The organism is Nocardiopsis sp. KDC1DS13DA1, assembly GCF_055632325.1.
The window spans coordinates 1-25,837 of record NZ_JBVMUY010000067.1 but is presented as its reverse complement, the minus strand read 5'-3'; the positions used below and the strand labels follow the sequence as shown (position 1 = coordinate 25,837).

Genomic DNA, 25,837 nt, shown 5'->3' with positions numbered 1-25,837 from the left:
TCGACCCGGCCGGGCTACGCACACCCCAGGACGTCCGCGCGCACATCGCCCGCGTCGAAAGCGAACTGGCGCGCCCGCCGGCCGCGCGGCACCGGTTGGGACCACGCCCTCCCACGTGGTGGGGGTGAGCTCTGATGCCGGGGTTCAACCACCCCCGCCGCCGACCCAGCGGTGTCACGCTGTGGAACCTGGCGGCCCGTCACGGGCTCCGCGTCAGTGCCACCCGTGGTCAGCTCGTGCTGTCCCGGTTCGGGATCTCGGTCCAGGCCCACGCCATCGACGGCCACTGGCGGCTGGGCCCCGTGGGGCACAGCCCCCACAACGTCGAACCGGTCTGCGCGGTCGGTGACGAGAAAGCCCTCATGGAAGCCGCCTCCCACCGCATCGACCAGGACCGGCACGACCAACGCGCGGGGCTGGCCCGCGGGAGGCCGCGATGAGCCCGACCCCCACCAGCGCCTACAACCTGGCCTGGTTCCGACATTTGTACGCCCAGGGCGGGATCGAGCAGGTCTTCGCCCAGGGCGATGCGGACCTCATCCAGTGGCTGGCCCGCCAGCGCAGCAACTTCCGGTGCGGGCACATGAGCCAGTCCTGGGCGCGCACCCTGGGCGCCATCGGCCCCGACGTCCTGACCCCCACGACCCCGCCTACCGATCAGACCAACACCCCTGGAGACCCCGTGCCCACCGCCCCCACCACAAGACCCGGCTCCTGGAACATCCACCCCTCACCTGAGGGGTGGCGGTACCGCTGCCCCTGGGATTCCCAGGAGCGCACCGCCCCCGTGGACATGGTCAAGGTGTTGCAGTCCCTGGAGGAGCTGGAGCGCGACCTGCCCGACACCTGGGTGGTCGGCATCTCGCCCACCGCCGACACCCGTCGGGAGCGGCTGTGGGCGCAGTTCCCCGGTGAGGTGCTCGTGCGCGGGGCCACCGCCAAAGAGCTCGCGGCCCAGGTCACCACCGCCCGCACCCTCCTCAACCTGTGACCTGGCCGGTTCGGGACGTGTGGGGTGTCCCTGAGTCCGTGCCCTGCGCACCTCCGTGCACGGCCTACCTGTACCGGCACTGGCCGCACCTGGGGGCGCCCCGCTACCCCGCCTCCCCCCTGCCCTGGTTCCCCACCGATGGAAAGGACGCGATGCCGCCCCGATCACTGAAGGCCCTGGGTCGATGAGGCAGGACACCGCCCCCGCCGGGCCGGTGCCGGTGGGGGTGGCGGTCGCACCCCATGTGAGCGGGTGGTGGGCCTGGCGGGTGCACACCGACACCGTGCGGTGGAGCGGCACCCACACCGACGCGCAAACCGTGGCCGACCTGGCCTCGGTCATCCGCGACCAGGTCCACGACCGCCTCGGTGAACAGGTGGTGCTCATCGCCCCGCCCGAACTCGGATACGGGCCACCCACCGGTCACGAACACCTGCTGATCCGCGCGGCCGACCACGCCCGTGACGCTGCCCGCACCCTGGCCACCGGCCACGTCCGTGACCTGTCCGTGCGGCTCCTGCCCCACCGGGACCGTGTGCTGGTGGGCCCGGAGTGGACCCTGTCGGTGCACGCGGTGGTCGACGAGGACGGCGCGGACTGGGTGTGGGTGTCGGGGGCGGGCTGGTACGCCACCGGCCGCAGCGATTCGGGCGATCTGACCGAGGTCGCCGCCGCGGGGATCGACGCCGCCGCCACCGCCTCCCCGCGCGGCGGCCGGGTCAGGATCGACTGCGACGAACCGGTGGCGGTCAAACGCCAACACGCCCTGGCCCAGGCCCTGCGCCGAGCCCAGCAGGCGGCCCACCCAGGCGGGGCCGTCGACCAGGTGGACATCACCCACATCGACACCGCCTCCACCCCCCACCACCAGATGGCGGTCCAGTTGTGCGCCGGCCTGCCCCACCAGGAGCACGACCGCGACCGGGACGGGGGTTTGCGCCCCTACCAGGAACGCGGGGTGGCCGCCCTCCTCCAGACATGGCAGGGCCGCGGTCGCGGGCAGTGGAACTGGGCGTGCGGGGCCGGTAAGACGGTGGGCTACGCCGCGAGCGCGGCGGCTGTGGACGCCCAGCGGGTGCTCGTGCTGGTGCCCACCCTGGACCTGGTCACGCAGGTGGCCGAGGCGTGGGTGCGCCGGTGGGGGCCGCGGTTGCGTCAGGTCGTGGCGGTGTGCGCCCAGCAGGACACCCTGTCCACCGAACCGATCACGGCCGCGGCCCACCACCACCGGATGCACGCCACCGTGGTCCGCGACCCGGTGCTGTTGACCACGCTGCTGGACCTGCTCACCCCCACCCTGGTCGTGGCCACCTACCACAGCCTGCACCTGGTGGTGGACGCCCACGCCGACCATGACCTGCCCGCCTGGGACGTGGTCTACGCCGACGAGGCCCACCACACCGCCGGGCGAGCCGATAACGCCTGGACCGTGGTGCACGACCACACGCGGCTGCCCGCCCACCGCCGCTGCTACGGCACCGCCACCCCGCGCCGCGTGGTCTCCAACGACGGGGCGCCGGTCGCGTCGATGGACGACACGAACGTGTTCGGGCCGGTGGCCCACACCTACACCGTCGGCGAGGCCATCGCTGACGGCTACCTGGACGACTACCAGCTCGTCGGCGCCGTGGTGGACACCGACCAGATCCGCCACGTGATCGGCCGCGGCCACACCGTGGACCTGGACGGCCGCGCGGTGCCCGCGGACCTGGTCGCCGCCCAGGTCGCGGTGCTGCGCTCGATCCGCGCCCACGACCTGCGCAGCCTGATCTGCTACGGCCCCAACCTGGCCTGGGCCCGCCAGTTCGCTGACACGTTGGCCGCCACCGCCGACCTGCTGGGCGCCGACGCCCCAGGACGGCCGATCACCGCCCTGCACGTCAACGGGCACTCCTCCCACCAGGAGCGGCGCGCGGCCCTGCACGCCCTGGCCCGCCCCGGCAACCGGGTGTCGGTGGTCACCGCCCTGGGATGCTTCGTTGAGGGCATCGACGTCCCCGGTGTGGACGCCGTCGGGTTGTTCGGGTCCAACCGGTCCAGGTCCCAGCTCATCCAGCGCATCGGCCGCAGCCTGCGCCCGGGGACGGGGCCGCGCACGGTCGCGCGGATCATCGCGCCGCTGTACGTGGCACCCGGCGCCACACCCGAGGAGGTGCTGGACACCCCCGCCTACGCCGCGTTCGCCCGCATCATCAGCGGCCTACGCTCAGTGGACGCCCGGTTCGCCCACGCCCTGACCAACCACCTGGTCACCACCACCGGCAACGCCACCACCACAAGTGCGCCCTCCCGGTGGCTGCGGCTGACGGACGCGCACACCGGCCGCGCCAGCGACCTCACCCAGGCCATCACCACGGTCGTGCTCAACGACGGATCATCGCTGTGGTGGGCCAACGCCCACCTGGCCGAGCAGTGGTACGAACGCCACGGCCACCTGGACGTGGACCCCGACGTGGCCAGCGCGACCAGCCAGCCCCTGCGCGCCTGGCTGGGGGTGCAGGCCTCCCTGTTCCGACGCGGGCTGCTCCCACCCCGCCACTACGACGCGCTCAGCCGTATCGGTATGGACTGGAGTTCGCGGGCGGCCGGACCGTTCTGGCCGCGGCTCCAGGCGGCCGTCACCGCCTGGTACCGCGAGCACGAGCACCTGCTCCCGCCCAGTGACCATCCCCTGTACCCGATGCTGGTCAGGGCCCGCCATCTGGCCAACACCGGCCGGTGGAGCGCCGAGCAGACCGCGTGGCTGGACGAGCACGACATGGTGTGGGACCTGCGCCGCCACCAGCGCACCCGCAAGATCCACGAGCTGGGACGCTTCATCGCCTCCCACCACCGGCTCCCCTTCAGCCGGTCGCCGGAGGAACGGGCCCTGTACAAGGTGCTGAGCGGTCTACAGGCCAGCCACCGCAAGCAGCAACTGGACGAGGAACAACAGCGCCTGTGCGACCAGGTCCGCATCCCCCTGGGCGCCGATGACCCACACGCACTCCCACCGCCCCCGCACGGTCCGCGGGTGTTCGAGCTGGACGGCGTCACCGGAGCACACCTGCTCGCCGCAATCCGTGCCGGCGCGACCCTGGACGAACTCGTACACGCCAGCGGGCGAAGCCAACCCTTCATCTACCAGCAGCTGCGCGCTTCAGGACTGGAGTCCTTCACCGACCTGCGCCACCAGGCGATCGCCGAGCAGGTCCGCCACGGGCACGACCGCACCGAGGTAGCGCGCACCTTCCAGGTCCCGGTCCTGACGGTGGGCAGCATCTGCGCCCTCACCCCCGCACAACCACACACACCCCTCACCCATGGGGCGGGTGAGCCCGCGTGGATGACACCCGAGCAGGCCACGCGGACCAGCGGGCTCAGCGCCAGAGAACTGCTCGTGTGGGCCAACGCCCACCACCTGACCGTCTCCTTCACCCCCGGCGGCCGCCCCCGCTACGAGCCCTTCTCCGTCCAGGCGCTCGCCGCCCTGCTGGAGGACTACTACACCCCGAGCCAGGCCAGCACGGTGCTGGGCGTGACCACCCACACCCTCAACCGCATGGCCCGCGAGGGCCGCATCCAACGCCTCACACCCTGCGCCAACCACAGCCGCTACCTCAAGACCGACGTGCACGCATGCGCCCAGAACCCTCCCCGACACGGCCCCACACCACCCCTGACCCACCGCCGCGACAGGAACTCTCCCCAGCCATGACCGACCCCACCCACCAGGTTCAAGGACGCTACCCCCACGACCGCGCCCGCGCGGCACGGCTGCTGGCCGTCCACCCCGGACCCGTACTGACCACGGACCTGGCCGCACCCCTGATCGGCACCTCCGAAACGGACGCCCGCACCTGGTTGAGCGAACTCGCCCGCGACGGACTCCTGGCTCACCTGGGCCAGGGCCGCTACACCCACCGGCTCCCCGGGCGCGACCTGACCCAGGACCTGACCGAGGCCGACCACCACCACGCCATCAACGCCCTGGTCCAGTACTTCCGGTTGCGGCTGGCCGCCGCGGCCGCCCACCTGTCCCCCGGCCGACTCCCCGTGGACACCGGCGGCGCCGCCCTGGCCGCCATCGCCCAACAGGCCACCGACCCTTGGTTCGAGGATGTGGCGGAGGTGGCCACATGGCTCAGGACGCACCGCGACAACCTGCGCGCCGTCACCCGCATGGCGTTCCGCCTGGGGCGGCACACGGTGGTGTGGCAGATCGCCGACCACCTGGGCGAATGCGCGCACACCCTGCCCACGACCACCCCCACCCTGCAGGGGGAGCTTTACCCGCTGGCCCTGGAGGCCGCCCGAGAACACGGAGGACTGTCGGCGCGGGCCCGGATGCACCAGCGCATGTACACCCTGGCCCAAGGCCGACGCCACACCCTGTACCACGGGCGGTGCGCCCGCGAGTACTACATCGCCGGCGGCGATGCCCACGGAGTGGCGTCGGCCACCGTCGACCTCGGCGTGGCCTGCGCGGTGAACGCAACCACCGACGATCTCCTGCACGCCGAACACCTCCTCATGGCCGCTGAGCACCGGTTCTGGGAGCTGAACCACGGGCGCGGGGCGGCGATCGCGGCGCTGGAGCGCGGCCAGGTCCACGCCCAACGCGGCCACCCCGACGCGGCACTGGCCACGCTGGGCCGCGCCCAGCACACCCTGAAGAGCCTGGAAGGCAGCGACCACTTCCAGATGGGGCGATGCCTCATGGCTCAGGCTCGCATCCACCACCAGGGCCAGACGGAGCGCGCCGGTGCGGTGGCCCACGCCGCCCTGGTGCGCTTCCGCGCCGCGCACGCCCCAGAGTTCGAGGCCCTGGCGCGCGCCCTGATCACCAACCCGGCGCACCCCGCAGATTCCCCTTCCCCCGCTGTGTCCTGACCGCCCCCACCCGTGCCGCAGAGGCGCACCCGACGACGAAACGAGACGATGAGCACGCCCTCCACGACCGCCACCACCAGCAGGCACCCCTGGTGGGCCCCCGCCACGGCCCCCGACCAGATCCGCACCCCCCACCCATGGCTAACCCCCTGGCAGGCCTACGCTCTGCTGGCCGTGCTGTGGGCGGCCACCGGCGGGTACATCCTCGTCCTGGCCTGGAAGGGCATCACCATCCCGCTGGACATCACCAGCAGCGGGGTCATCTTCCTCGGCCTGGTGGGAGTGGGCATGCTCAGCACCCGCGCCGGACACCCCGGCTTCGACACCCTCGGCTTCTCCCCCCGCTGGCCCCAGGACACCGACGACCCACAACGGTGGCGCCGCCAGGCATGGGCCGTGTTCGGCTACGCCATCGTCGCCCTGCTGGCCGGGGAGGCGGTCTATGCGGCCCTGCACCTGCTGGCGCCCGAACCCCTCGCCCCCACCCCCGTGATCGCGGACTTCATCCTCCGGACCCCTTTCGTCTACGCGGTCACCGTCGCCGCAGTGGTGGCGCTGCTGTCCGCGGCCCGACGTCCCGCGTGGGAGATGTACCTCGTCTCCGCGCTGACCACGGCGGGCATGTTCGTCGTGCCCTTCGGTGCGGGAGCCATCGCCGCCGCCGTTCCCGCCCTGGTGATGACGGGGCTGTTCCGACGCACCCGACGGCTCACTCCCTTGGTCCTCGCGGAGGCTCCCGCCATGGGTGTCGCCGCGGGGCTCACCCTCGTGATCACCCACCTGGTCGGCTGAGGAACCTCTGCGGTCATGCCCCCTCTGCGAGAGACGAACGGAGAACCTGTGCGGATCATGAGCCAGAACCTGCGCCACGGTGCCCTGCAGGATGCCGAGGGCCGCGGCGACGACCGCTGGTCCGGCATCGCCGAGATCATCCGCGACCTGGCCCCGGACATCCTGTGCCTGCAGGAGGTACAGGGGTGGCGGGAACGGAACGCCAGGCAGGTGTTCCGGGCCGAGCGCGACCTGGGGTTGCGCATCGCGGGGTGGATCCCCGCCACGGCCAGCCCCGGCGGCACGCTGGTGATGTACCGCCACCAGCCGGGTGTGCTGGAGCAGGTCGCCTGGGAGCACATCAACCAGTCCACGGTCTACAAGGGATTGTGCGTGCCGGTGTTCGACACCGGCCACCCCACACCGTTGGCCGTCACGTCGGTGCACCTGACCTCGGTGAGCGCCGCCACCGCTGAGCAGGAGGCGCTGTGGATCTCCTCGCGGGTGCACCGCTACGGCGGGGTGGGGGTGATGGCCGGGGACATCAACCACCATCCAATGGTCGACGACGGCTATCCGGATCCTTCTGAACTGCCGTCGCTGAACGTGGGCGCGCGGTTCGTCGACAACGGCGACGGCCAGTTCGTTGCCGACCGGCGGGTCGCCCAGGCGCTGATGCGCGCCCGGATGGTGGACGCCGCCGCCCACCTGGCCGAGCAGCATCAGGACACCTCCTACCTCGCCCCGGCCTCGGGCGGCCGACTGCGCGTGGACCAGGTGTGGGTCACCCAGCCCCTGCGCGCCGCAGTGGTCGAGTACCACCGCATCCCGCACGGATTCTCCGACCACCACGCGATCGCCGTGGACCTGGACCTGGACATGGTGGACTACACCGCCCTGCCGCGGGTCTCCTAACCCCGTCCACGAAGGCCTCGGTATCTCCGCACTGGCTTGACGTTGTGGACCCCCACCGCTCAGGCATCGGCGCTCACCCTCCTCCGGTTGGGTCTGCTCCGATACCAGCACAGATCCGGGCTAGGCCAAGCCCGCGCTCTACTACCCACAGGGCCCCGCAGCGTCGGGATCGCCCTTGGTCACACCCTGGCTGACCTGGTCACCGACGACACCCACTACCTGCCCCTGGCCACCTTGGACGAAGGCCAGCTGTGCGAGTTGATCACCACGCTCGTCCCACACTAAGAGGGAGCGGCGTGACTCTTCGTTCCTCCAGGTAGGGGCCAAGGCGTGGCCCAGGGATGCCCAGCGAGGTAGAGGTTACCCACACGGCGTGGGCAACTTCCCGCTATTCGCACGCTCAGGAGGTCTAATCACTCAGATCGAGCGCCGATGAGTACCTGCGCCCAACACCTGATTAACGGCGTTAATCCGCAGGTGAGGAGGTGAGCGTGGCCGATCAACCCCTCACGACCCTGAGAAGAAGCTCACGGTGTGGCCTCAGATGCTCTCGTTGACTTCTAAGGACGCGGCAGCATCGGGATAATGGCCTGCATGACGATCTACACAGTGGCGGCCTGGAAGGGTGGCGTGGGCAAGTCCACGATCGCCTACGAACTGGCCTGGCAGTTGAACGCCGTCCTCCTTGACCTGGACTTCGATGACGGCGGACTGACGAAGGCATGGGGGTACGACTTCGAGGACAGGGTGAACGCACCCCTCCTCGACGCGATCGAGAAGGGGCGTACACCGCGTCCGTTGAAGGGGCGCAACAAGCCGGACCTGGTCCCGTCGCACCGCGACCTGGAGATGGTCCAGCCCGATGTGCGCACCATGCAGAAGCTGATCAGGACGTGGGCGGACGAATGGGATCGTGACGTAGTCATCGACACCCACCCGGGCGGGCTGCCTATGACGTATGCCGCAATGGGAGTCGCGAAGGTGACCGTGAGCCCGGTCACCTTCGGGCAGAAGGAGTTCAAGTCTCTGGAGTCAATGACGCGGGAGCTGGCGGACTACCCGATCATCATCGCTCCCAACAAGACTCCGATCTCCCCTCCGCAGTGGGCGATTGACCGGTTGGAGAAGATCGAAGCTGCCGGGTTCCAGATCGCGGATCCGCTGCCAAACGAGACGTGGATCCCCAACCGTCAGATCCGTATCCCCATCACACGCGAGCCGGTTCCCAAGCGCGCTCAGCGTTTCGAGGAAGGGATCCTCTCTCTTGGCGAGATGATGTTGGCCTATGAGTAACGGACTGAACAAGCTCAGGAACCAGCGCCAGCGTCGGCAGGCTCCTCCCCCTGACCACCCCCGCCCCCAACGACCTCTGATCAGCGCCTCCCTCGAAAGGTTGGCGCCAAACCCCCACAACCCTCGAACCGCCCTGACCGAGATCGAGGAACTCGCACAGAGCTTCCGGGCCGTTGGTCAGTTGCAGCCCGTCACGGCTATGACCCGTGACGCCTACCTCAAGCTGATGCCTGACGATGAGGAGATCATCGGAGCGGCTGACCTGGTTGTCGTCGCAGGGTGTCGGCGTCTGGCCGCGGCGCATGTTGCTCCGTTGAAGGAGCTGAAGATCCATGTCGATGACTCGCCGGAGAGCGCGTCACACGTACTTGAGTCGGCCCTGGTGGAGAACATGCACCGGATCGACCTCCATCCTCTGGAAGAAGCTCGTTCTCTGGTTGAGCTGCGCAACCTGCGTGGGCTGAACCAGAAGGAACTGGCAGCCCGCCTGGGACGGACTCCGGCCTTCATCTCACAGCGCCTTAGCCTACTCAACCTCAGCTCGGAGATGCAGGACCTCTTCCTGACCGGGCAGATGAAGATCGAACAGGCACGCACGCTGGCTCGCCACAAGGAGACCGACCAGATATCCGCGTGGCAGGACATGATTAACGGCGTTAATCATGAGCGCTCCTCAGGTCGGGTGGACAGCACGGACCACCTCACCGTCGACGGTCACGAGCCTGAGGAGGACCTGCCCTCCTCGATTAACGGCGTTAAGCCGACGGAGGCCAACGGAGCGGCAGAGCTGGACGGCGCAGAGGACCAGAGGCCGATTAACGGCGTTAATCCTGGCAAGGTTCTTGTTCCTGACGGTATCGAGGTGAACCACACACCCGACCCAGGCCATCGAGCTGTCTCCGAAGATCATGAGCCCGCGGGGGAGCTTCAACACGAGCAACTGACCCTAGACCTTCAGTGGGAACCTCAGACGATGGCGGATCGACTCTACGAGGAACTTGGACCAGAGAAGTTCGCCCAGCTCCTCGATGCTGGCATGGAGCGCCTCAAATAACCATGAAGTGAAGATGTGCTGCGGAGCTTCACCCAAGCACTGGTGGCCCGACCAGGGAGCTGGTCGGGCCACCAGTGTGCGGGCCTCCTACCGACAACCTCTGCTCTGGGTACGGTAAGCGCGCTCCGACTTGCTGGTGCGGTTGTACCCAAACTGGCCAGCCTTCGCACCGCACGCTGAACACTGCGGACCGCTGGTGACGCTCGACCCAGGCGACAGATAAAGTTTGTAACTTTTAATGTTAGCAACTTAGGAAGTTACGATGTACCCTTGCGCGCAGGAGGTGAACACGTGAGCCCAACACATGCTGTGTCCTGATGGCCATGGCGATGAAGGCTGCGGTTCCGAAGGTCGGCGCTCTGGGAGATGACCTCTACAGCCAACATGGACTGGAACCTTGAGACATGACTGAATCGTCGCGAACCCGGATCTATGAGATCCGAACAGGCGATACCCAACAACGCAAGTCGGTGCCGTTGTGGCGGGACCAGTTGGACGAGCTGACGCCACTGGCACGGGACCTGCAAGCAGCGAAGGAGAATCCAGACACGCCACGGATCACCGAAAACACCTTGATCCGCGTTGCCGTGGACGTCCTACTGGAACATGCCCACCTGGTAGCAGGCGGGACAGAGGACGCCATCCGCGCGAACCTGCGGTCCGCCCTTCACAACGATCAATGACTAATCACCCCGACCGGCGCCGCATCTCGCCAAAGAACCGCGCTCGGCCGGGGCGTCCAACGAAACGAAAGGTTCCGTCGTGTCTCCAAGACTATGGCCTCGATCCTCTTCGGCAACGCCGAGCGACGATCAACTGACTCTCACGCCAGATGAGGATGACCGTCCGGTGATCCGCGACCAGGACACTGCCGAGCCGGGCCAGTGGAAGCCCAAGCCCCCGGGCGTTCGTGAGGTCCACAACTACGCGGTGAAGCTGCCCCAACGCGGTGGTGCTCCTCGTGACTGGGGATACCAGGCCGCTATCTCGGTGGCTGGCCTGCTTCTGGTACTTCTCGCGGCCGCCACCATGTACGTCAGCTTCGACGCCCAGCGCGTGTACGTGGCTGGGTTCAAGACTGATGACTGGGCGGTGATCCTGGAAGCGCTGAGCTGGGACCTCGCCGCGCTGAGCTTCGCGATTCTCGGTCTGGCCACGGCTCTTCGCGGCCGGTCAGCGCTGAACGCGCGTGTCGGCAACCTACTGAGCGTGGCCGTGAGCGTGGCCATGAACGTCGCTCAGGCCGACCTGAACGACTGGGGGAGTCTTCTGGTCTGGGCTGGTCCACCGCTATTGTACGCGGGCGTCTCGGACCGGATCATCGTGGAGATCCAGCACCGCATGGTCGAACGCCGCGGTCTGCCTCCGGGCCACACTCTGTGGTCAGTGACCTCTCTGGTCGTTGCTGTGATCTGGGGGGTCTTCCTGTGGCTGGTCCGGATGGCCTTCCACCCGGCCGAGACGTTCGGGAAGTTCCGGGCGTGGTTCCTCGATGAGGTCCCCTACGCCCCCGGACGCACCGTGGCGGGAGACCGCGCGGACGCGGCGTTGGCCGAGGCACGCGAGTCCAAGCAGCTCCAGGAGCTGGCGTCTCGGACGGCAGCGGAGAAGGTGGCCGACGCCGAGCGGCAGGCGCAGGAAAGGATCTCCGCGGCTGAGCGGCAGCACGCCCAGGAGATGGAGGCCGTGCGCGCCGAGTTCGCAAGCTCACTGGAGTCGGTGAAGGGGGACACCGCTGAGCGTGAAAGGGGCATGAAGGAGCGCCACCGGGCAGAGCGCGAGGAGCTGGAAGGCAAGCTCGCGGCCCTGGGTGAGCAGTCGGGCAACACGGTCATAAAGCTGCGCGCGGACTTCGAGGAGCAGCTCACACGGCTGCGTGAGCGGCAGGGGCAGGAGCTGGAGAGCGAGCGGAACCGGCACGCGCAGGTCGTCCGTAGCCTTGAAGACCGCTTCACCGATCAGCTGAACGGCCTGATGCGCCAGGTCGCCGAGCGCGACCAGGCCTTGGAGGATGCTTCCGTTCAGGCCCGGAATCTGGAAGCTGAGCTGTGCGTCATGCGGGAGGCGGCTCCCAGCAAGCAGCGGATGCGGTGGTTGTACAGGGAGATGGGCCGCAATGGTGACCCCCGGTACGGGCGTCGGGAGTGCGTGCGTGAGGTCGCTTACGAACTACTCGAGGCCGCGGGGATGAGCCCCAATTCCGTTGGAACCGCGGTGGGATACCTGCTCTCTTACCTTGATGAGGATGAGGTTGCGGAGCAGCGCGGTTCGGGCGTCAACGGGCACGCACTGGCGGGACTGTCATGATGTGGGCGCAGGATGAGAACACCGCGAGCGCAGGGGAGTGGAGGGCCATGTCGGATCAGACGCAGATGACCACCGTCGCCGTGCCCGACGAGCCGTCCCCTGGTTGGGAGGACTGGGAGGCTTCTCCGGCTGTGGGTGAGGTGTTCGTTCCGGCCGAGTCCTTCGAGGCGGTGCTCGCCGACGACATGGCTGCCTTCGACCCTCAACTGCCCGCGTTCCTTCCAGCCCTGCTGGCGTTCGGGCTGGCCTCCGGCACGGTGTTCGCCTGGTGGCGCCACTCCATCAACCGTCAGCACCGCCGTACGTGGTTGCCCATGCAGACCCGTACATGGATCGGGTTCTGGCCCGGCCCCGGGTTCGCCGGATGGCGGACCCTGAACCGGGAGTACGGGCGTCGTCGGCCGCGCCAGATCGCCAAGCACATCCGCCCTTCGCTCACCTGGCGGGACCGCTGGTTGGGTAACCCTCGGGCCTACTCGGTCGAGCACGGCAAGGCACACCGGGCCTGGTGCGGATTCCGCCATACCGTCCGCTCGAGTTTCCAGGACAACAGCCTGATCATCGGCCCGGCCCAGGAAGGCAAGTCGGCCCTAGCGGTCTTCTACGCGTGGGACGCCCCGGGCCCGCTCGTGGCGACCACCATCCGTTCGGACCTGCTGGAGGCCAGCGGCGGGTACAGGGCGAAGCTGGGCAAACTGCATGTGTGGAACCCGGCCGGGGTCGGCACCATCGGGTCGACGTTCCGGTGGAATGTCATCGACGGCTGCCAGGACTACGCGGTGGCGGTACGGCGTGCCTACGCCATCGTCTACGCCAGCAAGAGCGGCGGGTTGTCGGACGCCCAGTTCTGGAAGAACAACGCGGCTCAGGCTCTGTCGGCGTACATGCACGCGGCCGCGCTGGTGATGGCCACCCCAGAGGAAGCGGCGTCGATGGAGTCCGGTGCGCAGGTGGAGTACATCGACGCGCCGGTGACGTTGCAGACGGTCGTGGACTGGCTGACCAGTCTGAATCTGGAGCCGTACGAGATCTTGCGGGTGCATCCGGGCGCCGACCGCAACGCCGCGAACGCCCTGCTGGACCTGTTCAGCGCACCGACCAACACGCGGGGGTCGATCATCAAGACCCTCAACGAAGCGCTGCGGTTCATGGCTGATGGGGCTACGGTGGACGCGCTCACCCCGCGTCCCGGCTTCCCGCCGTTCGACATCGATGCGTTCTTGCGCTCGAAGGACAGCCTCTACCTGATGTCGCCTCCGGCCGACGCGCAGTCGCCGGTGGCGCCGTTGCTGTCGGCGTTCGTGAGCGAGTTGTACAACGCCGCTATGCTCGCCAACAGCAAGCGCAGGCTGGATCCCCACCTGACCATGCTGCTGGACGAGGTGGTCAACATCTGCCCTGTGCCGCTTCCTGAGTGGTTGTCCTACGGGGCCGGGTCGGGCATCCAGATCCATTCCCTGGGGCAGTCCTGGGCGCAGTTCGAGGACCGGTGGGGGCCCCAGGGTGCAGCCACCATCTGGAACAACTCCAAGCTCAAGATGATGTGGCCCACCAACGATGATCCGATCACCGAACGCCAGTTGATCAAGTTGGGCGGCCGGATCCGCATCGACACCAAGAAGAAGGACGCCACGGACAGCTCGGCACCTCGCGAGCGGGAAACCGACGCCCTGATGGACCCGGGCACACAGGTACCCAACGGCTACGTCGTGTGCCGGTTGAGGGGCAGAAGGCCAGTGTTGGTCAAAGCACGGGTGCACTGGAAGGACAAGCGTTCCCGGCTACCGCTGCCGCTCGAACTGCCCCCGGTCATGACCCGGTATGTGCCCAGTGCCATGCCGGAACTGCGCGACCAGGTGCACCAGGACGGTCTGCCCTCGTCGGAATCGCTGCGCAACGGCAACAACGGTGGTGGCCAGCAAGGACGTGATCCGGGAGGGGCTCCCAAGCTGCGCCGCCCATCATCGGTGCATTCGGGCAACGAACTGGAAGCGCCGAGGGGTCCGCGCACGTTGCGGGGATGGAACCCCGCAGCGACGTCCATCGAGACGGATGAGGGCTTGTGAGCGGCTACCTCGGCGACCTTCCAGAGGACGGGGGCCCGAATCAGGGCCGGGCCCCCGGCTCTGGTGTGCCCTCTCCGACCGTGGCGGCGCAGCTCGGGATCGACTACGCCGAGCTGCGCGCGGAAGTTCAGGAGCTGCGGGACCAACTACAGGGCATCCTCGACGGGCAAACGGAACAGGACACAACGTACGCGGATCTGCGTGCTCGCGTGGAGGAGTTGCACACGTCCCTGAAGGTGATCAACGAGAACCTCGCTCAGGGTCAGACCGAGGGCGCGGACACCGAACCGCCCGCGGACTGGCAGCACGTTCCAGAAAAGGAGCGGGTCACGTGGATGAACGAACTCCAGGAATGGGTGCGCGACACCCTGTTCGTGCAGTGGCCCCACACCCAAGAGCAGTTGCGGTGGTGCTGGCCGTTGCACATGGGCATCGTCTCGGATCTGTGGCTGCTCTACCGGGGCTACCTCAAGGGGTTCGACGCCAAGGATCGCCGGTTCGCCGACGCCGAACACTGGCGCCGGTTGCTGGACTATCTGCTCAAGCAGGCCCGGGAGACAACGGGGGAGTGCCCTGATTTCGGAGGAGAGGATCTGCACCCGATCCCGGACATGGCCGGACGTGATGACTCGGCGGTGAGCTCACTGGTACCAGTGATGTCTGAACTGCTCCAGGCGTATGGCTGCTATGTCGAGGCGGGCAAGCATCTGGATGCGGCTCAGCACCCGGACACGCAGCCGGATCTTCGCGAGCAGCATGAGCACTACGCCGAACGGTTCATGGACAGGTGTCAGGGGATCGTCCGGTCAGCGGGGGTCACCACCGAGCAGTGGGAGCTGTTCATCGTGCTCCAACAAGGCAAAGACAAGGAAACGGAGAACGACCAGTAGGACGCCCCTGGAAGGGGCCCGTGCCTACATTGGGTGCGGGTACTGGGGCAGGCGAAGTAGTCGACAGTCGCGGTGCTCGCAGAGTCAGCCGCCATCAGCCGAAACCCTTGCTACCGTGGACGCGCGGCGCAGTGGCGACGTTCTGGCCCTTGAGCCAGTGAAGGACTCTTCGTAGTTCCCACGCCGAAGGGCCCCTGAACAGGGGCCCTTCGTGTTGTCCAACGTGCTGACGATGCGACTTTGCTCGTTTTCTCTCAGGCCGTCCAAGGGTGGGCGTTTCCGTCGCACACCAACCACAACAGCGTGCACTCGACCCCGGACACATACTCGGGGGGGTGCCCGGACCTGGGGTGTCCAGCCAGGATCTCGGCGGCGTCGGCCGCCTCGCGCTCCATCTCGACGGTGCTGGGCAACCGGGCTTGGGGTTTGGCCCCGGTGGTGGGGGCCTCGCGCCGTTCGCCGTGGGCCCATGCCACCGCGTCCAGGACCCCGGCGGCATAGCTGCGGCTGCGGGAGGCCGGCGGCGCGTCCAAGGCCTCACGACTGACCTGGGCTACCAGAGCGTCGACATCCTGGTGGTACCGCACGATGCCCATGGCGTAGTAGGCGCGGTGCTCGTCCGGGGTCAGGGCCAGATCGCCGTCAGCGTTCAGACGGCGGCGAAGGTCAGCGACTTCCTCGTCGCTGAGTCTGCGCGGTGGGGGAGCCGCGCCGAAGCGTTTGCGAAGCTCGGCCGGGGTGAGCAGGTGCAGCGGTTTGCCCTCGGTCATGGCCTCTACCGTAACCCTCCCTCTGCGGCTCCGGCGGTCTCTACAGCTCCAGCTCGACCGGCTGTTCGGCGGCGCGCTCGGCCTCACGCTCTTCCACCTGTTCGCGTGCTGCTTCCTCACGCTCGGCGAGTTGGGTGTCGACCTCCCGGGCCTGCTGCTGGCGGTATTCCCGGTCGGCTTCCTCTTGGGCGACCATGGTGGCATCGCGCTCCTGGTTGCGGTAGGCGGCCAGGTCGGCGGCGTGCCGGGCCTGGTCGATGACTCGGTCCAGTTCGGCGTCGTTGTCGATGACCTCATCCCACAAGGTGGGCTGGTCCGCGCTCACCTCCGGTTCACGCTCCCGCTCGGGCTCAGTCGTGGGTTCGACGGGACGTTCCCTCTCCGGTTCACGCTCGGGCTCGGTGAGGCGCTGCCAGGGGTCGACGGCCTCGACCTCGGTGACCGTGATCCCTTCGTCTGTGACCTGTGCGGTGCCCTCCACGATCTCGGACGTGACCTCCACATCAATGGCCACCAGCTCCTCAACAGGCTCCGGCCTGGGTTCGGGCTCGGGACCGTCGATGATCTCGGCTTCAACCACATCAACCGTCTCCTGCACCTCCGCTTCGGGTGTCGCGCCGAAGGCAGTGAACTCCGCCTGGGCGAACTCGGGTGCCAAGAGCGGTTCCCACACGACCGGGTCCGCCTCGGCCTCGGCGAGCATCTGCTCGTCCACCACCGGTTCGGGGTCCTCGATCTCCACCCGCTCGGCGACCTGCTCGACCTGTGGGGCTTCGGTCTCCACGGGTTCGGCGTCGACCGCCTCGGGGACAGGCCCGGGGGCGGTGATGTCGTCCAGGCTCATCTGGTTGGGGTGGACCTGGTTGCGTTCGGCCTCCTCGGTCTCAACGCGCCGCTGCTGGGCCTCCTCGTACTCGCGGCCGCCGGCACCGTCCAGCGCCAGCGGACGCAGCGCTTCCACGTCCACCCGCGTGGGCTTGTTCTCCGCGGCGTCGCGTTCGGCACGGCGGCGCAACTCCTGGTCGGCGCGCTCAGCCAGGATCCGCTTGTCCTCGGTCGCCTCATACCACCCTTGTCGGGCGGTGTCGATTCGGATCAGGTCCTGGCGGTGGGCGTGCATCTCCTCGGCCAGATCGGCGCGGGCCTGGGCCTGGGCCTCCAACGCCGTGCGCCGCTCGGGGTCCACCTCTTGGTTGGCGGCCGCGCGCAAGCGGGATACCTGCTGGTCCAGCTCGCGGGCCTGACGCGAGGCGGTGCGCAGCTCGTCGGCCACGTAGGCGGGGGCCCACCGGGTCTCACGCTCGTAGGCAGCTCGAGCAACGTACAGCTCGCCCAGCGAAGCACCGGACAGGTCACGTCCACCCTCCGGGACCCCCAGAGCGTCGTGTGCGGCCAACCAGCTCGCCCGCTGCTCGGGGTTGGCCCGCGACGGCGCCGGACCGATCGCGTCGCTCTCAGCCTTGTACATCCACTGTTCGCGGTAGCCCAGCACCCGGCCGGCGCGCTGCATCCACTGCTCTCGCTCGCGCCCGTGTGTCTCGGCGGGGGCGGGGCCGATGTGCTCGACCAGCCAGCGGGGCGGTTTGTGGGCGACGCGCTCGGCCAGCTCTCGGGTGCGCTCGTCCATGCGCTGAGCGATGTCGTGCCGCGCCACGTCGATGGTAGGCACCCCGAGATCCTTGGTGCGCTCGGACCAGGTCGCGTTGATCTGCTCCTCGCTGGGGTCCAACGACGTGACATCGACGTTGCGCATCCCGCCTTCCTCGGCGATGCGCCAGTACAACACCTGCGTGACTTCGTCGGCGCTGTCCAGCTCACGCGAGCTGATCGCCCCGTCCAAGATGGTGTCGGCCTTGTATCCGGCCATGTCCAACTGGGTGAGCATCCGCCCCAGGGTGCCGAGCGCTTCCTCCTTCAGAGCCCGTTCCAGGTGCTTCGGGGGGAGCACACCGCGCTGCGCGGCACGCTCCAGGTAGCCGCGCGCGGTGTACTCGCGGGTCATGTCCACCCACATTGCCCCCAGGTGTCCCAGGTGACGGGGCAGCTCGGCCTCACCGAGCATGGCCTCGGTGGCCATCGGGTCAGCGGCCTCGCGCTGCATAGCCGCGGCGAACACCGACAGACGCTGTTCGTCGGCTTCCCGCGCCAGGCGGGCGCGCTCGGCCTCCTGGTCTCGGGGCAGGTGCTCGCCGCGCTCGCGCGCTGCGGTCTGGCGCACCTGGGCGGTGTACTCCTGAGCCTGGTCCGGTCCGATCCGCAGGTCCGCGGACGTGTCCTCGGCCACGCCGAACCCGTAGTTGCCTTTCTCAGCACGGGTGAGCATGACGTACAGCATCTCGGCTGTGACCCTGTCGTCCACGATGCTGTAGCAGGTGTCGACGTCACGCCCTTGGGCGGCGTGCGTGGTCCCGGCATAGGCCAGCTCGACCTTGCTGGACACGTACTCTGCGGGCAGGGTCACCACGGTCTCCGTCTCGGTGCCCTCCTCGATCAGGACCGCCCGGATTCCGCCACCGGGTTCGATGTCGACTACGCGCAGCACGTCACGGTTGGACAGCGCCCGCTCTTCGTCCCCGACCGTGATCTTGGTGTCGTTGCCGCGGGCCATGATCAGGTCACCGCGCCCGGCGGTGTTCGCATCCCGCAACCGTGTGCCGTTGGCCTCGACCAGCCCAGCCTCGATCAGGGCTGCGCGGACCTGCCTCGATAGTGTTGAGGCGTTCTCGTTGGTGGAGGTCAGCAACAGGGTGTCCTTGCCATCCAGGAGATCGGCGAGGTACCCGCGCAGGGCCTCTGCTTCGACGTCGGCACGGCTCCCGGCCATCAGTCGGCCGTGTTTGTCGTAGGTGGTCAACGCCTCGACCGCACCGTCACGCAGTTGTAGGGAGGCCTTTGCCTCCCAGGGCTCAGCGAACCGGTGTACGGCGGTCAGCTCGTAGGCGCCACCGAGTTCGACCAGGTGACGCATGGCGCCGGCCGCGCCGGGCGCGCTGAGTTGGGCGTGGTCTCCCGCCCACACCACCTTGGCGCGGGCCTGGCTGGCGATCTCCTGGATGTCCTTCAACTGGGTGGTGGTGACCATGCTGGCCTCGTCCACCACGATCAGCGACCCCGGGACGATCCGCTCCTTGCCGGACTCCACCAGGTACAGCCACTTAGCGATGTTGTGGGTGGCGTCGAACGCCTTGGCGCCGTTGACCTTCTTCGCGCCCAGGATGTTCGCGGCGTTCTGCGCTGTCGCCAAACCCACCACGGGGGCGTTGGTCTTGTCCTTCCACAGGTCAGCGAGGTAGCCCACCGTGGTCGACTTACCCGAACCGGCCGGGCCGACCAGGACGTCCACGCCGCGACCGCTGGTGGCGATACCCGCGATGGCGTCGGCCTGGTCGATGTGCAGCCGCGGATACCGGTCTAGGAGTTCGGCCCGCACCTGAGCCGATTCGCGCAGAGCGCGCGCCGTTTCCTCCGACACCCGCGGCATCTGGGGCCACACCTGATCGGGCTCCACCCCGCCGTCCTCTACCTCGGCAGGCGCGGGGACGGTCTCGGCCGCATCGTCGGAGAGTTCGGGCGACTTCGCAGACTCGGCCTCGACGGCAGCCTGCTCGGCCGCGCGCCGCTGGTCCTCTTCGCGCCAAGCGGCCTGTGTCTGGGGCGAGATCAGCGAGGCCACGACCCGCTTGCGATCCCACGGGCTGCTCGGCTGCATGAGGTCCGCGGCGGGTTCGTCCGTGGGGAACATGGCATCGAGGACGATGTCCCGTGGGGCGCCCGTTTCCTCGACCAGCCGATCAACAGCGCGCATGGCCATGAAACCCGCATTGGGGGCGTCCGGGTCGATCAACTCGGCGGCCTGACGGATGGCCGCGCTGCACGCCTCAGGGGTGAGGTCACCCTCCTGGTAGCGCGGCCGCTCCATCCGTGGCTGGGAGGTCTGGTGGCCGTCCTCGCGCTCGCGTATCTTCTGCTGGACGCTGGCCTGGATCTCTTCGGGGGCGAACCCCCAGGACTCGGCGGCCTCACGGAGCATCTCCTCTGGCGTGGCCGTCGATCCCTCGTAGCGGGTGGGCGTCCACCGGTGGGAGTCCACGCATGCGATGATCGCCACATCCAGCAACAAGCGGTCGCGCTCATCCAGGATGTCGTGCAGGCGCTCGGGGTCGTCAGCCAGGTCGCCAGGGTCGACGCCGGGGGGCAGAGTGGCGGCGTTCACGGGGCCGGGGTGGTCGCGCAGCAGGTCGTAGGCGCGCACGGCGGCCTTCTGTCCGGCCTTGTCACCGTCGAAGGCGACCACCACACCGGCCTCGTCATCGGCGACGGTGGACAGTTCGGCGACCTGCTCGGCGGTCAGGGCGGTCCCGCACGGCGCCACCGCGACCAGCCCCGGCCCGTCGTCCTCGCGGGCGCCGGCCACGGCCAGGACGTCGAACGGTCCCTCGACGACGACGGGGCGCGCACCGGCAGCGAGGGCCTCGCGCTGTTGGCCCACGCCGAACAGCACGTCCTTCTTGCTGTAGATCGGCGACTCAGGGCTGTTCATCCACTTGGCGGGGGAGATGGCGGCCGGGGTGTTACGGCCCACGAATGCGACCGGTTCACCTGTGGAGTTCAGGACTGGAAGGACGACGCGCTCACGAAACCGGTCAATCACACCGCCGTTCTCGGTGCGCAACACCAGGCCCGATGCCAACAGTTCGTCGTTGGTGTAGCCCAACGCCGAAAGGTGGTTGAACAGGGCGTACCGGCTGCCGCCGCCAGGGGCATACCCGATCTGCCAAGGCGAGTCCTCAGCCAGCGCGTGGGCGAATCCGCGGTGGGTGACGTAGTCACGGGCGGCCTGACCGCCTTCGCCTCGTAGCTGCGCCTGGAACCAGGCGGCGGCGTCGCGGTGGGCCTGGATGAGCCGTTCCTGTTCGAGAGAGCGGACAACCTCCTGACCAGGGTTTTCAGTGGTCGGTGTGCCTGTGTTGGGGATCTCGCCCGCCGGGTCCGGACCGGCCTTCGAGCTCTGACCCTCATTCAAAGAAACATGAGGATCATCGGCGCTGATCTCGGTACCTTCGTGAGGATCAACCGCGTTTCCGTCAGAACTCGTAGGCGCTTCATCCCAGCCCCCAGCCGCTTCGGCTGAGACCTCACCCGTGCTGCTGGAAACATCGACCGCTTCATCCGCCACCGACTCCCCACTGCGCTCAGTGGGAGTGGACTCGATCGCCTCGTCCTGGCGCTCAGCCTCAACCGTCGCACCCGCCGCGGGCGCGCCCTCCACACCCGGCGCTGTCTCAACTGAGACAGCATCCGTCTCAGCCGGTTCCGCCTCAGCCTCGGCAGGCTCGACATGGATCCGTGGGGCGTCCAGGCGCAGCGCCTCGGCGATCAGCTCCTGTTCGTTGTCCAACTGCTCCTTGGTGGTGAAACGCTCAGCGTTTGGGGCCACGTAGACGCTGCGGCCATCCACGTCCCTCAGCTCAGCCGGCATGAGGACGATCTCGGGGGCGTTGAGCAGGCGTACGTCGGCAGGTCCGGCCGGGCTCAGCGCCAGGTCGGTCATGCTGTTCACCAATGCGTGGACCTGCTGATCCGACAGGGCACCGAGGTTCGGGGGAAGCTGGTCGTTGATGCGTCGGTAGACGTCGTGTCGGCTGAACACCGCTTTGGCTTCTTGGACCCGTGCCACGGCCGTGGTGATGATCCGGTCCATCTCGATCTGCGTCGGCTCGTAGGCCAGGGCAGCGTTGCGCTCTGGGTCGATGCGGCCGAGCACCCGGTGAGGAAGGCTGGCGAGCTTACCTAGCTCCAGTCCGTCAGCCAGCTTCTCCCATTTCGCCAACAGAGCCTGGCGGTCCAACTTCGGCTCTTTGGTTCTGCGGGTATCCAGGGTGGCTTCCTGAGCCATTTTGTACATGACCCGTGCGTTCGGCAGACGTCCGTGGGCTCCCACGTAGTCCTGGATCTTCTGTTCAAGCGCTGTGGTGACCATGGTGCGCCTAGACGAGAAGCCTATGATTTCCTCAGCCGAAACGCCTTTCAGCTCAAACCCGTTGCCGTCAGCCCGTTCTACCGCCTCAACGCCTAGGTCACGTGTGAGGTCCTGGAACAATTTCCTCTCACCTGCGGCCGCCGCGCCAGGGCGAGATCGGAACAGTGCGCGTGAGTCAATTCCCCTCCACTTTCCGTCCTCGCAGAGCTGCCGTCCGAGAATGGCGTTGTGGACGTGCATTTGGGGCTCGCCCGCGCGGTTGGTGTGTTGGAGAAACTGGGTTACGACCCACCCTCCGGCGGGTGTCCACCGACCGGTGGTACGACTCTCGACCTTGCGGCCATGGTGGCCAGTGCGAGCTGCTCCAGCATGCTCGCGCAGGTACTCCAGGCTCGCCGAGGCACCTGCCATCACGGCCCGCTCGACCGCTTCGGCTCGCTCACGGTACTGCGCGGCGCGCTCGAAGTTTCCGGCCCTCTCGGCGACCTGAGCCGCCGACAAAAGGCCGGCGTGCAACAAAGAGACAGACTTAGGAACGCTGAACGTTGCGTCATAGAAGAAAACTGTTTTCTGCCGACCCTCTTTCTGGACAGCTTCGTTCCTCAACTCCTTCCTGCGCTCCGGCGTCGCCTCAGGCTCCCGCTTGAGGAGTTGCTCATACCAGGCGGATGCATCCTTGTACCGGGGTGGACATATTCCCAGGTGCCGCTTTTCCCTATCAGAAACAGCCCTGTTGAGGAAATTTTCATCCCTGGGATCAACAAAGGAGGAATAGAGTTTTTCCATTACCAAGGGGTTGATTGCTGACCCGGGTGTGAAACCCAGCGCCTCGACCCCTGGACCCCACCACACGCCTGGCGGCTCTCCGTGCTGAGTAACCGCAATCGTGTAGTAATTCTTCGCGCTCGTCAGGGTCTGCTTCGTCAGGTACCCGGGGTCATACCCGGTCGCGATGGTGAGCACCTGACGAACCTCCTCCCTGGCGAGCGACTCTGCGTTGTTGAATCCGAGACGAGCCGGAGTGGATTCTACCAGCCAAGAGCATGGTGCCTAGGTGTGATCACTTTGTTTGGCTTGTCTGGCATCCTGCCTGGTCACTGGCTGGATGCCTCGCTACCTCGCTCGGTGAGGTAGCTCTACCTCCTCCTGGATCGCTCCTGTGATGGCTCTGATTGGCTGTGTAGCGCCTCCTGCTGGCTTCTTGGGAAGCTCCGTACGTTTTGGGACACGCGGACGGTGTCGAAGGCGCCACACGCGAAATGGGCCCCGCCGAAGGCGGGGCCCATTTCTGGGCGAAAGCTGCTCCCAGGGGTAGCAGGCGGGGGCGCGCTCCGGACTGACCCTGTAGCTGTGCTCTGGGGCTGGGGCCACGTTGCTTCTTTGTGGGCCTCGTGTGGGCACCCGTCCACCGATAAGCGGGGCCTGCTCTGACCGCTTCATGCCATCATGGGGTCGGTCGTCATCTCCTATGCGAGGAAACGCAGAATGCCGAATACTGGTCGGTCACTCTCTCCGTCCTCGGCTGGCTCGTCCGCGCGCGCAATGTCCCGAGAGTTGGCGCGCGCTGAACGGCTGCCGATCCTGACAAAATCCGCTCTGGCGGCCCTGCCTTTCGGTCTCCTTGCTGCGTGGCTGGGCGGGATCGTGGTCGGCGTGGTCGTCGGTCTGCTCCTGGCACTCACGGTCGGGGCGCTGCTGTGGCGGCGGGGGGCGTCGGCCTCCTGGCGGCGGGGCGCGGTGGGGGAACGTCGAACGGCTCGGCGTCTGGACCGGTTGCGTCGGCGTGGGTGCGTGGTCCTGCATGACCTGGGTGTGCCTGGGTCGCGTGCGAACATTGATCACGTGGTGATTGGGCCGTTCGGGGTGGCGGTGGCGGACAGTAAATATCGGACTGGATATGTCCGGTTCAATGGTCGGGGGCATCTCCGGATTGGGAATACTGGGGCGCCGCTTCTGGTACGGTCCGTTCTCTGGGAAGCTGGCGAGATTGACCGTTTCCTGTTCGCTGATTTGGGGCGTCGGGTTCCGGTTCGGTCTGTGTTGGCGGTGCATGTTCCGCGTTCGCGTATTCCGCACTGGCGGCGTTTCGAGTGTCGGGGGGTGCTGATTCTGGCGGCTGCTGATGTGAACCGTTGGGTACGGTCGCTGCCTTCAGAGCTGTCTTCGGTCGAAACTGATGCGGTGGTGGCGGCCGTGCGGTCGCGCTTCGCTCCACACACGCGAAGCTGATGCGGGTTCGGGGTGAGACGTTGACCGTGTGGGGTGAGACACGAACGGGGCCACGCCGTGCGGCGTGGCCCCGTTGCCGGGTTCGGTCTGATCAGTTGAACGCTGCGGCGTACAGGCGGGCGGTGTGGGCGCGCTCGTCGTCCATCTCGAAGATGGCGGCGGGTTCGGCTCCCATGGTGTCGGCGTAGGTGGTGGCGGCGTTCTCGCGGGCTCGGATCATCTTGTCGGCGCGGTCGCGGTCCCTGTGGATGATCGCCCAGCGGGCGGCTTCGGCGTAGGCGTCGTGGATGTGCTCGCGCAGCATTGCGGCCGTGTGGAACGGGCTGGGGAAGATGCCTCCCTCGTCGACGTTGATGCGGACGGCGGGCACCTCTCGGATGGTGGTCGGGGGGCAGTAGCGGCCGGGGCCGTGGGCGACGATCACGCGTACGACGTCGTCGGCGTAGGCGAGTCGCTCGGCGCGGGCAACGGCGTCGTGCTCGCCGGTGGGGTAGCCAGTGGGGTAGGTGGCCAGGTGGCTGCGGCCGTTGGTCATGACGACGGTGATGGTGATGCGGTAGCCAGCAAGAGATTCCATGTCTGTTCCTTCGTGTTGGGCGGTGGGGGAGGGTGTCGGGTCTCCCCCGCTCCTTCTAAGATGAGTATATCAGCAATTGGGAGGTGCTAGAACCCTGATCAACAACCAAAACAAGAAAACCCGCGCCGATTCTTCATCAGCGCGGGTGCGGGGTATCGGCTCGGGTCTAGCCGAACGTGGCGCTGTACAGCGCTCCGACGCCGAATGCGATGCTGTCCATCGCTTCGATTGCCTCCGGTTGGGCTGCGGGCAGTGCGGCGTAGCGCTGGGCGGCTTCCTCCATCGCTCGCATCATCTCGCCTGCGTTTGCCTCCTCGCCGTTCTCGATGGCGGTGCGGGCGGTGTGGGCGTGGGCGTCGTGGATGTGCTCGGCTTGGGTGTTGGCAAGGTGCCAGAGGGTGGGGAAGATGCCACCTTGTTGGGGGTTGACGGTGATGGCCGTGTACTCCCTGACAAGCTCCTCGCCGTGGTGGACTCGGACGGTGTGGATGTCGGCCCCGTAGGCGAGTGTTCGGGCTCGGCGTGTGGTGTCCTTGATCGTCTCGCCGTCGGGGCGGGGGGCGGTGTGGGTGGTTCCGTCGGTGTTGACGGTGGTGATGGTGACGGGCTCGGTGCGGTTGGTGGTGTGCATCGGGTGTGTTCCTGTTCGTGTTGGGCGGGGCGGGGGAGGGTGTCGGCTCCTCCCCCGCGCGTTGTGGGTGGGGTTAGGCCGCGAGTCCCAGAACCTGGGCGCGGAAGTCCTGGAATTCCCGCTTACGGGGCTTGTAGTTGGCCAGTGCGGCCAGAACCTGGTTTCGCGTGTAGCGGGTGCAGCGGCGGCGGATTCCGTCCGTGAGGGATCGGGCGGCGAAACCTCGGACTCCGGGGCCGCTGATGCGCTTGCGCAGGGTGGCGGCCATTCCGGTGGCGGTGGCCGTGTCGGCTCCAAGCTTGCGCAGGTGGCTGGCGACGGTGTGGAGTTCGGCGCGGTGGGCGGCGCGGGCGGCGGTGCGCTGTGCGACCAGGGCGCGGCGGGTGTCACGGCGGGCAAGGCGGTTGGCGCGGGCCTGGGTGACGGTGATGCGGGCCATTGGGTGTCTCCTTCGTGTTGGGTGGTGGGGGAGGGTGTCGGGTCTCCCCCGT

The 25,837-nt window shown here is 67.8% G+C and carries 18 protein-coding genes; 13 read left to right on the top strand and 5 right to left on the bottom strand.

All coding sequences use genetic code 11. From position 1 onward, the window contains the following. Positions 1-134 precede the first annotated feature (134 nt). The 12 genes from ACTVAJ_RS29445 (at position 135) to ACTVAJ_RS29390 (ending at position 15,159) form a co-directional block, all read left to right on the top strand. The gene (locus ACTVAJ_RS29445; protein WP_470391569.1) at positions 135-440 is read left to right on the top strand and encodes a hypothetical protein; all 306 of its coding nucleotides are present in this window, start codon (positions 135-137) and stop codon (positions 438-440) included. Beyond that, complete coding sequence (locus tag ACTVAJ_RS29440) at positions 437-991, top strand: helicase associated domain-containing protein (protein WP_470391568.1); 555 nt, start codon at positions 437-439, stop codon at positions 989-991. Before ACTVAJ_RS29445 ends, ACTVAJ_RS29440 begins: the two co-directional genes overlap by 4 nt. A gap of 184 nt (positions 992-1,175) precedes the next feature. Further along, positions 1,176-4,688, top strand: a complete 3,513-nt coding sequence (locus tag ACTVAJ_RS29435) for a DEAD/DEAH box helicase family protein (protein WP_470391567.1) — start codon at positions 1,176-1,178, stop codon at positions 4,686-4,688. Next, positions 4,685-5,863 (top strand): hypothetical protein, encoded by a 1,179-nt coding sequence (locus ACTVAJ_RS29430; RefSeq protein ID WP_470391566.1) that lies wholly within the window; start codon positions 4,685-4,687, stop codon positions 5,861-5,863. The genes ACTVAJ_RS29435 and ACTVAJ_RS29430 overlap by 4 nt, the downstream gene beginning before the upstream one ends. A 48-nt stretch (positions 5,864-5,911) precedes the next feature. Further along, entirely contained in the window at positions 5,912-6,655 is a 744-nt protein-coding gene (locus ACTVAJ_RS29425; protein ID WP_470391565.1) for a hypothetical protein, read from the top strand. 57 nt (positions 6,656-6,712) lie between these two features. Beyond that, positions 6,713-7,549 carry an endonuclease/exonuclease/phosphatase family protein gene (locus ACTVAJ_RS29420; protein ID WP_470391564.1) on the top strand — a complete coding sequence of 279 codons (837 nt, stop codon included), beginning with the start codon at positions 6,713-6,715 and terminating at the stop codon, positions 7,547-7,549. Positions 7,550-8,143: 594 nt separating this feature from the next. After that, positions 8,144-8,842: a ParA family protein gene (locus tag ACTVAJ_RS29415; protein ID WP_470391563.1), complete on the top strand. Its 699-nt coding sequence runs from the start codon at positions 8,144-8,146 to the stop codon at positions 8,840-8,842. Continuing rightward, positions 8,835-9,896 carry a ParB/RepB/Spo0J family partition protein gene (locus ACTVAJ_RS29410; RefSeq protein ID WP_470391562.1) on the top strand — a complete coding sequence of 354 codons (1,062 nt, stop codon included), beginning with the start codon at positions 8,835-8,837 and terminating at the stop codon, positions 9,894-9,896. The genes ACTVAJ_RS29415 and ACTVAJ_RS29410 overlap by 8 nt, the downstream gene beginning before the upstream one ends. A 404-nt stretch (positions 9,897-10,300) precedes the next feature. Continuing rightward, positions 10,301-10,579: a hypothetical protein gene (locus ACTVAJ_RS29405; protein WP_470391561.1), complete on the top strand. Its 279-nt coding sequence runs from the start codon at positions 10,301-10,303 to the stop codon at positions 10,577-10,579. Positions 10,580-10,745: 166 nt separating this feature from the next. Continuing rightward, positions 10,746-12,203, top strand: coding sequence for a hypothetical protein (locus tag ACTVAJ_RS29400; RefSeq protein WP_470391560.1), 1,458 nt, complete (start codon positions 10,746-10,748; stop codon positions 12,201-12,203). Positions 12,204-12,250: 47 nt separating this feature from the next. Beyond that, entirely contained in the window at positions 12,251-14,269 is a 2,019-nt protein-coding gene (locus ACTVAJ_RS29395; protein ID WP_470391559.1) for a type IV secretory system conjugative DNA transfer family protein, read from the top strand. Then, entirely contained in the window at positions 14,266-15,159 is an 894-nt protein-coding gene (locus tag ACTVAJ_RS29390; RefSeq protein ID WP_470391558.1) for a hypothetical protein, read from the top strand. Before ACTVAJ_RS29395 ends, ACTVAJ_RS29390 begins: the two co-directional genes overlap by 4 nt. 254 nt (positions 15,160-15,413) lie before the next feature. On the opposite strand, the gene ACTVAJ_RS29385 is transcribed toward ACTVAJ_RS29390, so the two are convergent. Then, positions 15,414-15,929 carry a hypothetical protein gene (locus ACTVAJ_RS29385; RefSeq protein WP_470391557.1) on the bottom strand — a complete coding sequence of 172 codons (516 nt, stop codon included), beginning with the start codon at positions 15,927-15,929 and terminating at the stop codon, positions 15,414-15,416. Between the two features lie 40 nt (positions 15,930-15,969). Continuing rightward, positions 15,970-22,872: a MobF family relaxase gene (gene mobF / locus ACTVAJ_RS29380; RefSeq protein ID WP_470391556.1), complete on the bottom strand. Its 6,903-nt coding sequence runs from the start codon at positions 22,870-22,872 to the stop codon at positions 15,970-15,972. Between the two features lie 483 nt (positions 22,873-23,355). Between mobF and ACTVAJ_RS29375 the strand changes: the two genes are divergently transcribed. Further along, positions 23,356-24,138 (top strand): nuclease-related domain-containing protein, encoded by a 783-nt coding sequence (locus ACTVAJ_RS29375; protein ID WP_470391555.1) that lies wholly within the window; start codon positions 23,356-23,358, stop codon positions 24,136-24,138. Positions 24,139-24,229: 91 nt separating this feature from the next. Here the strand turns inward: ACTVAJ_RS29375 and ACTVAJ_RS29370 are convergent, their stop codons facing one another. From ACTVAJ_RS29370 to ACTVAJ_RS29360, 3 genes are all read right to left on the bottom strand, one after another. After that, positions 24,230-24,715, bottom strand: coding sequence for a hypothetical protein (locus ACTVAJ_RS29370; RefSeq protein ID WP_470391554.1), 486 nt, complete (start codon positions 24,713-24,715; stop codon positions 24,230-24,232). A gap of 166 nt (positions 24,716-24,881) precedes the next feature. Beyond that, positions 24,882-25,346, bottom strand: a complete 465-nt coding sequence (locus ACTVAJ_RS29365) for a hypothetical protein (protein WP_470391553.1) — start codon at positions 25,344-25,346, stop codon at positions 24,882-24,884. 73 nt (positions 25,347-25,419) lie between these two features. Beyond that, entirely contained in the window at positions 25,420-25,785 is a 366-nt protein-coding gene (locus ACTVAJ_RS29360; RefSeq protein WP_470391552.1) for a hypothetical protein, read from the bottom strand. Between the last annotated feature and the right edge of the window lie 52 nt (positions 25,786-25,837).

What these genes read in the sequence shown, in the direction of transcription:
- ACTVAJ_RS29435 (WP_470391567.1), top strand. Translation starts at nt 1,176, where the DNA reads ATGAGGCAGGACACCGCCCCCGCCGGGCCGGTGCCGGTGGGGGTGGCG.
- ACTVAJ_RS29395 (WP_470391559.1), top strand. Translation starts at nt 12,251, where the DNA reads ATGTCGGATCAGACGCAGATGACCACCGTCGCCGTGCCCGACGAGCCG.
- ACTVAJ_RS29375 (WP_470391555.1), top strand. Translation starts at nt 23,356, where the DNA reads ATGGGGTCGGTCGTCATCTCCTATGCGAGGAAACGCAGAATGCCGAAT.
- ACTVAJ_RS29385 (WP_470391557.1), bottom strand. Translation starts at nt 15,929, where the DNA reads ATGACCGAGGGCAAACCGCTGCACCTGCTCACCCCGGCCGAGCTTCGC.
- ACTVAJ_RS29360 (WP_470391552.1), bottom strand. Translation starts at nt 25,785, where the DNA reads ATGGCCCGCATCACCGTCACCCAGGCCCGCGCCAACCGCCTTGCCCGC.
- ACTVAJ_RS29425 (WP_470391565.1), top strand. Translation starts at nt 5,912, where the DNA reads ATGAGCACGCCCTCCACGACCGCCACCACCAGCAGGCACCCCTGGTGG.
- ACTVAJ_RS29430 (WP_470391566.1), top strand. Translation starts at nt 4,685, where the DNA reads ATGACCGACCCCACCCACCAGGTTCAAGGACGCTACCCCCACGACCGC.
- ACTVAJ_RS29440 (WP_470391568.1), top strand. Translation starts at nt 437, where the DNA reads ATGAGCCCGACCCCCACCAGCGCCTACAACCTGGCCTGGTTCCGACAT.
- ACTVAJ_RS29420 (WP_470391564.1), top strand. Translation starts at nt 6,713, where the DNA reads ATGAGCCAGAACCTGCGCCACGGTGCCCTGCAGGATGCCGAGGGCCGC.
- ACTVAJ_RS29365 (WP_470391553.1), bottom strand. Translation starts at nt 25,346, where the DNA reads ATGCACACCACCAACCGCACCGAGCCCGTCACCATCACCACCGTCAAC.
- ACTVAJ_RS29445 (WP_470391569.1), top strand. Translation starts at nt 135, where the DNA reads ATGCCGGGGTTCAACCACCCCCGCCGCCGACCCAGCGGTGTCACGCTG.
- ACTVAJ_RS29415 (WP_470391563.1), top strand. Translation starts at nt 8,144, where the DNA reads ATGACGATCTACACAGTGGCGGCCTGGAAGGGTGGCGTGGGCAAGTCC.
- ACTVAJ_RS29410 (WP_470391562.1), top strand. Translation starts at nt 8,835, where the DNA reads ATGAGTAACGGACTGAACAAGCTCAGGAACCAGCGCCAGCGTCGGCAG.
- ACTVAJ_RS29405 (WP_470391561.1), top strand. Translation starts at nt 10,301, where the DNA reads ATGACTGAATCGTCGCGAACCCGGATCTATGAGATCCGAACAGGCGAT.
- ACTVAJ_RS29370 (WP_470391554.1), bottom strand. Translation starts at nt 24,715, where the DNA reads ATGGAATCTCTTGCTGGCTACCGCATCACCATCACCGTCGTCATGACC.